The following is a 6,094-nucleotide window of genomic DNA, read 5'->3' as shown; positions in this document are numbered from 1 at the left end:
AACGCCTGCACCGGCGCCCCCGGCTTCCAGGACACCCACCGCACGGCCGAGCACGTCGGCGAGGTGCTCGGGGTGGCTGCCGGCGACGTCGTGGTCTGCTCGACCGGCCTCATCGGTGAGCGACTGCCCATGCACCTCCTCCTGCCCGGCATCGACGCGGCCATCGAGGTGCTGGCCGTCGACGGGGGTCCTGCGGCGGCGCAGGCCATCATGACGACCGACTCCGTCGCCAAGACCGCGGTCGCGCAGCGTGAGGGCTGGTCCGTCGGTGGCATGGCCAAGGGCGCCGGCATGCTCGCCCCGGCGCTCGCGACGATGCTCGTCGTCATCACCACGGATGCCGTCATCGCCGGCCACCACGTCGCGGACGACCTCGACGGGGCCCTGCGGGCCGCCACGGCGGTGACCTTCGACCGCATCGACTCCGACGGCTGCATGTCCACCAACGACACGGTGCTCCTCATGGCCTCGGGCGCCTCGGGCGTCACCGTCGACCTCGACGACCTCACGGATGCCGTGACACAGGTGTGCGCCGACCTCGCCCGCCAGCTCATCGCCGACGCCGAGGGCGCCCACCACGACATCGCGATCGAGGTGCGTGGCGCGGCATCCGAGAGCGACGCACTCGAGGTCGCCCGCTCGGTGGCCCGCAACAACCTGTTCAAGTGCGCGGTCTTCGGCAACGACCCCAACTGGGGTCGTGTGCTGGCCGCCGTGGGCACGACCCACGCCGCGTTCGACCCGGCAGTGCTGGACGTGTCGATGAACGGCATCCAGGTCTGCCGCGCCGGTGGCGTGGGCGAGGACCGCTCGCTCGTCGACCTCGCCGGCCGCGAGGTGCGGGTCGTCGTCGACCTCCACGAGGGCGATGCGGCGGCGACGGTCTGGACCAATGACCTGACCCACGACTACGTCCACGAGAACTCCGCCTACTCCACCTGAGCACGAAGGACCGACATGCCACCCCCCGACCAGGCCCTGCGCGGCGCGATCGACGCGGCCGCCCTGCGCGTCGCGCAGTCCAAGGCGACCACGCTCGTCGAGGCACTGCCCTGGCTCGAGCGCTTCCGGGGGGCCCTGGTCGTCGTCAAGTACGGCGGCAACGCGATGGTCGACGACGAGCTCAAGGCCGCCTTCGCCCAGGACATCGCCTTCCTCCGGTTTGCCGGTCTGCGCCCCGTCGTCGTCCACGGCGGCGGCCCGCAGATCAAGAACATGCTCGACCGCCTCGGCCTCGAGAGCGAGTTCAAGGGCGGCCTGCGGGTCACGACCCCCGACGTCATGGACGTCGTGCGGATGGTGCTCACCGGCCAGGTGGGTCGTGAGCTCGTGGGGTTGCTCAACCAGCACGGCCCGGTCGCCGTGGGGCTCTCGGGAGAGGACGCCGGCCTGTTCGGTGCCCGGCGCCGCGGCGTGGTCGTCGACGGCGAGGAGCACGACATCGGCCTCGTCGGCGACGTCGTGCAGGTCGATCCGACGGCTGTCCTGGACCTGCTCGAGGCTGGGCGCATCCCGGTCGTGTCGACCATCGCCCCCGACCTCGACGTCGACGGCCAGGTGCTCAACGTCAACGCGGACACCGCCGCGGCCGCGCTCGCCGCCGCCCTGCACGCCCGCAAGCTCGTCGTGCTCACCGACGTCGAGGGCGTCTACGCGAACTGGCCCGACCGGGGAAGCCTGCTCTCCGAGCTGTCGGTGACGGCGGCCCGGCGCCTGCTCGAGACCGTCGACGCCGGCATGATCCCCAAGCTCGAGGCGTGCATCCGGGCCGTCGAGGCCGGGGTGCCGCAGGCGCACGTCGTCGACGGGCGCCAACCGCACAGCCTGCTGCTCGAGGTGTTCACCTCGGAGGGCATCGGCACGATGGTCCTGCCCGATGAGGAGGTCGACGATGAGTGACGCGCATCCGGCATCCGGTGGCCCGGTACCCGGCCCCGGGCCCGGCCCCGCGACAGCGCCGTGGCTCGATCGCTACGAGGGCTCGCTGATGAACCTCTTCGGTCGGCCGCAGCTGGTCCTCGACCACGGCGAGGGTGCCTGGGTCTGGGACGTCGACGGCCGCCGCTACCTCGACCTCGTCGGCGGCATCGCGGTCAACGCCCTCGGCCACAACCACCCGGCGCTCGTCGCCGCGGTGTCCAAGCAGGCCGGTCAGCTCGTCCACGTGTCCAACTTCTTCACCTCGATCCCGCAGGTCGAGCTCGCCGAGCGCCTGCTGCACCTCGCGCAGGCACCCGCGGGCTCGGCGGTGTTCTTCTGCAACTCCGGCACCGAGGCACTCGAGGCGGCGATCAAGCTCGCTCGCCGCACCGGCCGCACCGGCATCGTCGCGGCGGAGGGGGCCTTCCACGGCCGGAGCACCGGTGCCCTCGCCCTGACCCACAAGCCGGCCTACCGCGAGCCGTTCGAGCCGCTCATCCCCGGTGTCACCCACGTGCCGTGGGGCGACAGCGAGGCCCTGCGCTCCGCGCTCACCGAGCAGACCTCGGCCCTGGTCCTGGAACCGATCCAGGGCGAGGCCGGCGTGCGGCCCGCTGACACGGCCTACCTGCACCTGGCCCGCGAGCTGACTCGCGAGGTCGGCGCGCTGCTCATCCTCGACGAGGTGCAGACCGGCATCGGGCGCACCGGCTCGTGGTTCGGCTTCCAGCAGGCCGGGGTCGTGCCCGACGCCATCACGCTGGCCAAGGGGCTCGGCGGGGGAGTGCCCATCGGGGCGCTCGTGACCTTCGGGCCGACGGTGAGCACGATGCTCACTCCCGGGAACCACGGCTCGACGTTCGGGGGCAACCCGCTGGCCTGCGCAGCCGGCCTCGCAGTCCTGGAGGCGATCGAGTCGCAGGGCCTGCTCGAGCACGCGCGAGCGGCGGGCGAGCACCTCGAGCAGCGCGTCCTCGCGCTCGACCACCCGATGGTCACCGGGGTCCGGGGCGCGGGCCTCATGCGCGCGATCACCCTGGCCGCCGAGGTCGCCCCGGTCGTCGCCGCCCTGGCGCGAGAGGCCGGCTTCATCGTCAACCCCGTCGCGCCCGACGCCCTGCGCCTGGTCCCCCCTCTCGTCATCACCACCGCCGAGCTCGACCTCTTCGTCGACGCCCTTCCGGGCCTGCTCGACGCCGCCACGACACCCACCGCCAAGGACACCCCATGAGCCTGCGCCACCTCCTCGCCGACGACGACCTCACCGCGGCCGAGCAGCGCGAGGTGCTCGACCGGGCCCTGGCCCTGAAGGCCGCGCCGTTCTCCGACCAGAGCCTGGCCGGCCCGCACACCGTGTCGATCCTGTTCGACAAACCGACCCTGCGCACCCAGGTCTCCTTCGTCGGTGCCGTCTCCCAGCTCGGGGGCTACCCGATGGTCATCGACGGCCGTCTCGCCGGAGTGGGGGAGCGTGAGTCGGTCGCGGACGTCGCGCGCATCCTCGGCCCGCAGTCGGCAGCCATCGTCTGGCGCACCTTCGAGCAGAGCCGGCTGGAGGAGATGGCCGCGGATGCCGGGGTGCCCGTCATCAACGCGCTCACCGACGACTACCACCCGTGCCAGATCCTCGCCGACCTCCTCACCGTGCTCGAGGTCAAGGGCTCGACCGCGGGCCTGACGTTCGCCTACCTCGGTGACGGTGCGAACAACATGGCCCACTCCTACCTGCTCGGCTGCGCCCTCGCCGGCATGCACGTGCGGATCGGCACACCGGCCTCGCACCCACCGCGAGCCGACATCGTCGCCCGCGCCCAGCGCATCGCCGCCGAGCAGGGTGGCTCGGTGCTCGTCACCGACGACCCGCTGGCCGCGGTGGCCGGCGCCGACGTCGTCGCCACCGACACCTGGGTCTCGATGGGGATGGAGGCCGAGAGCGAGCACCGCCACGGGGCGGCGAGCCCGTTCGAGAGGTTCCGGGTCACCCAGGGGCTGATGGACCACGCCGTGCCGGATGCCGTGTTCCTCCACTGCCTGCCGGCCTACCGGGGCTACGAGGTCGACGCCGAGGTCATCGACGGACCGGCCTCCCTGGTGTGGCAGGAGGCGGAGAACCGGCTCCACGCGCAGAAGGGGCTGCTGTCGTGGCTGATCGAGCAGCACCGCTCCGAGCAGGACACATGACCGTCTCCACCTCGCGCGCCGCACGCCAGCAGCGGATCGCCGAGATCCTCGCGTCGACGCCGGTGCGGTCGCAGACCGAGCTGCTCGACCACCTGGCGGCGGACGGTATCGAGGTCACCCAGGCGACCCTGTCGCGCGACCTCGTCGACGTCGGCGCCGAGCGCGTGCGCGTCGGCAAGAGCCTCGTGTACGCCGTGCCGGGGGAGGGCGGCGACCGCACCGTGCGCGCTGCCCCACATGGTGAGGAGCGCGTCACCCGCCTGCAGTCGCGGTGCCACGAGCTGCTCGTCTCTGCGGAGGCGTCGGCCAACCTCGTCATCCTGCGGACCCCGCCGGGGGCCGCGAACTTCCTCGCCTCGGCGCTCGACCACGCGGCCCTGGAGGCCGTGCTCGGGACGATTGCCGGGGACGACACGATCATGGTCGTGACCCAGGGCGCCGCGGCCAGCCGCGAGCTCGTCGACAGGCTCATGGCCTACACCCGAAGGGACCCCCAGTGACCATCCCGACGAGCCCGAGCGGCTCGCCCGACCCGCGGACCTCGACCGCCCTGTGGGGTGGCCGCTTCGCCGGGGGCCCGGCCGACGCCCTCGCGGCGCTGTCGAAGTCGACGCACTTCGACTGGCGGCTCGCCCTGCACGACCTCGCGGGCTCACGTGCCCACGCCCGGGTGCTGCACGGCGCCGGGCTGCTCGACGACGCCACCCTCGAGGCGATGCTCGACGCGCTCGACCGGCTGCGCGCCGACGTCGAGAGCGGCGCCTTCGTGCCGGAGCAGGCCGACGAGGACGTCCACACCGCCCTCGAGCGCGGCCTCATCGAGCGGGCCGGCCCCGACGTCGGCGGGCGGCTGCGGGCGGGACGGTCACGCAACGACCAGGTGGCCACGCTGTTCCGGATGTACCTGCGGGAGCACGCCCGGGTCGTGGCCGGTCTCGTCCTCGACGTCGTCGACGCCCTCGTCGCCCAGGCGACGCGCCACCTCGGTGTCGCGATGCCCGGCCGAACCCACCTCCAGCACGCCCAGCCGGTGCTCCTCTCGCACCACCTGCTCGCGCACGCCTGGGCGCTGCTGCGCGACGTCGACCGGCTGCGCGACTGGGATGTCCGCACCGCGGTCTCGCCCTACGGCAGCGGGGCGCTCGCCGGGTCCTCGCTGGGCCTGGACCCCGAGGCGGTGGCCGCGGACCTCGGCTTCGACACCTCGGTCGAGAACTCCATCGACGGGACGGCCTCGCGCGACTTCGTCGCCGAGTTCGCCTTCGTGGCCGCGATGACGGCAGTCGACATCTCCCGTCTGGCTGAGGAGGTCGTGCTCTGGGCGACCAAGGAGTTCTCGTTCATCACCCTGGACGACGCCTACTCGACGGGGTCGAGCATCATGCCCCAGAAGAAGAACCCGGACGTCGCCGAACTGGCTCGGGGCAAGGCGGGGCGCCTCGTCGGTGACCTCACCGGTCTCATGACGACCCTGAAGTCCCTTCCCCTGGCGTACAACCGCGACCTCCAGGAGGACAAGGAGCCGGTCTTCGATGCCGTGGACACCCTCGAGGTCCTGCTCCCGGCGTTCAGCGGCATGGTCGCGACGATGGTCTTCGACACCGCCCGGCTGGAGTCGCTCGCGCCGCAGGGCTTCTCCCTCGCCACGGACATCGCCGAATGGCTCGTACGTGAGGGCGTGCCGTTCCGGGTGGCCCACGAGGTCGCCGGTGCGTGCGTCCGAGTGTGCGAGGAGCGCGGCATCGAGCTGTGGGACCTCACCGACGACGACCTCACCGCGATCAGCCCGCACCTCACCCCGGGGGTTAGAACTGTGCTGTCCGTCGAGGGATCGATGGCCTCGCGGTCGGCCCGGGGAGGCACCGCCCCGGTCCGGGTCGCGGAACAGCTCGAGCGGGTCGTCACCACGGCGGGCGAGCACCGCGCGTGGGCGGGCGTGCAGCCGACGGTGCGCTGACGGCATCCGGCCCGCTCCCGAGGCCACACACTGGTG

At 72.6% G+C, this 6,094-nt stretch carries 6 protein-coding genes; all 6 read left to right on the top strand.

Annotation, left to right across the window (positions count from 1 at the left end):
• Positions 1-942 (top strand): bifunctional glutamate N-acetyltransferase/amino-acid acetyltransferase ArgJ (gene argJ, locus PLL68_RS11735; RefSeq protein ID WP_324534287.1); only part of this gene is annotated, 942 nt, incomplete at its 5' end.
• Positions 943-957: 15 nt separating this feature from the next.
• Positions 958-1,899: an acetylglutamate kinase gene (gene argB, locus PLL68_RS11730; RefSeq protein ID WP_324534286.1), complete on the top strand. Its 942-nt coding sequence runs from the start codon at positions 958-960 to the stop codon at positions 1,897-1,899.
• Entirely contained in the window at positions 1,892-3,151 is a 1,260-nt protein-coding gene (locus PLL68_RS11725; RefSeq protein ID WP_324534284.1) for an acetylornithine transaminase, read from the top strand. Before argB ends, PLL68_RS11725 begins: the two co-directional genes overlap by 8 nt.
• Positions 3,148-4,101, top strand: coding sequence for an ornithine carbamoyltransferase (gene argF, locus PLL68_RS11720; RefSeq protein ID WP_324534282.1), 954 nt, complete (start codon positions 3,148-3,150; stop codon positions 4,099-4,101). Before PLL68_RS11725 ends, argF begins: the two co-directional genes overlap by 4 nt.
• Complete coding sequence (locus PLL68_RS11715) at positions 4,098-4,601, top strand: arginine repressor (protein ID WP_324534280.1); 504 nt, start codon at positions 4,098-4,100, stop codon at positions 4,599-4,601. Before argF ends, PLL68_RS11715 begins: the two co-directional genes overlap by 4 nt.
• The gene (gene argH / locus PLL68_RS11710) at positions 4,598-6,058 is read left to right on the top strand and encodes an argininosuccinate lyase (protein WP_324534278.1); all 1,461 of its coding nucleotides are present in this window, start codon (positions 4,598-4,600) and stop codon (positions 6,056-6,058) included. Before PLL68_RS11715 ends, argH begins: the two co-directional genes overlap by 4 nt.
• The last annotated feature ends 36 nt before the right edge of the window (positions 6,059-6,094 follow it).

Source organism: Ornithinibacter sp., from assembly GCF_035443565.1.
Lineage (GTDB): Bacteria > Actinomycetota > Actinomycetes > Actinomycetales > Dermatophilaceae > Fodinibacter.
This window is presented reverse-complemented; position numbering and strand designations above follow the sequence as displayed.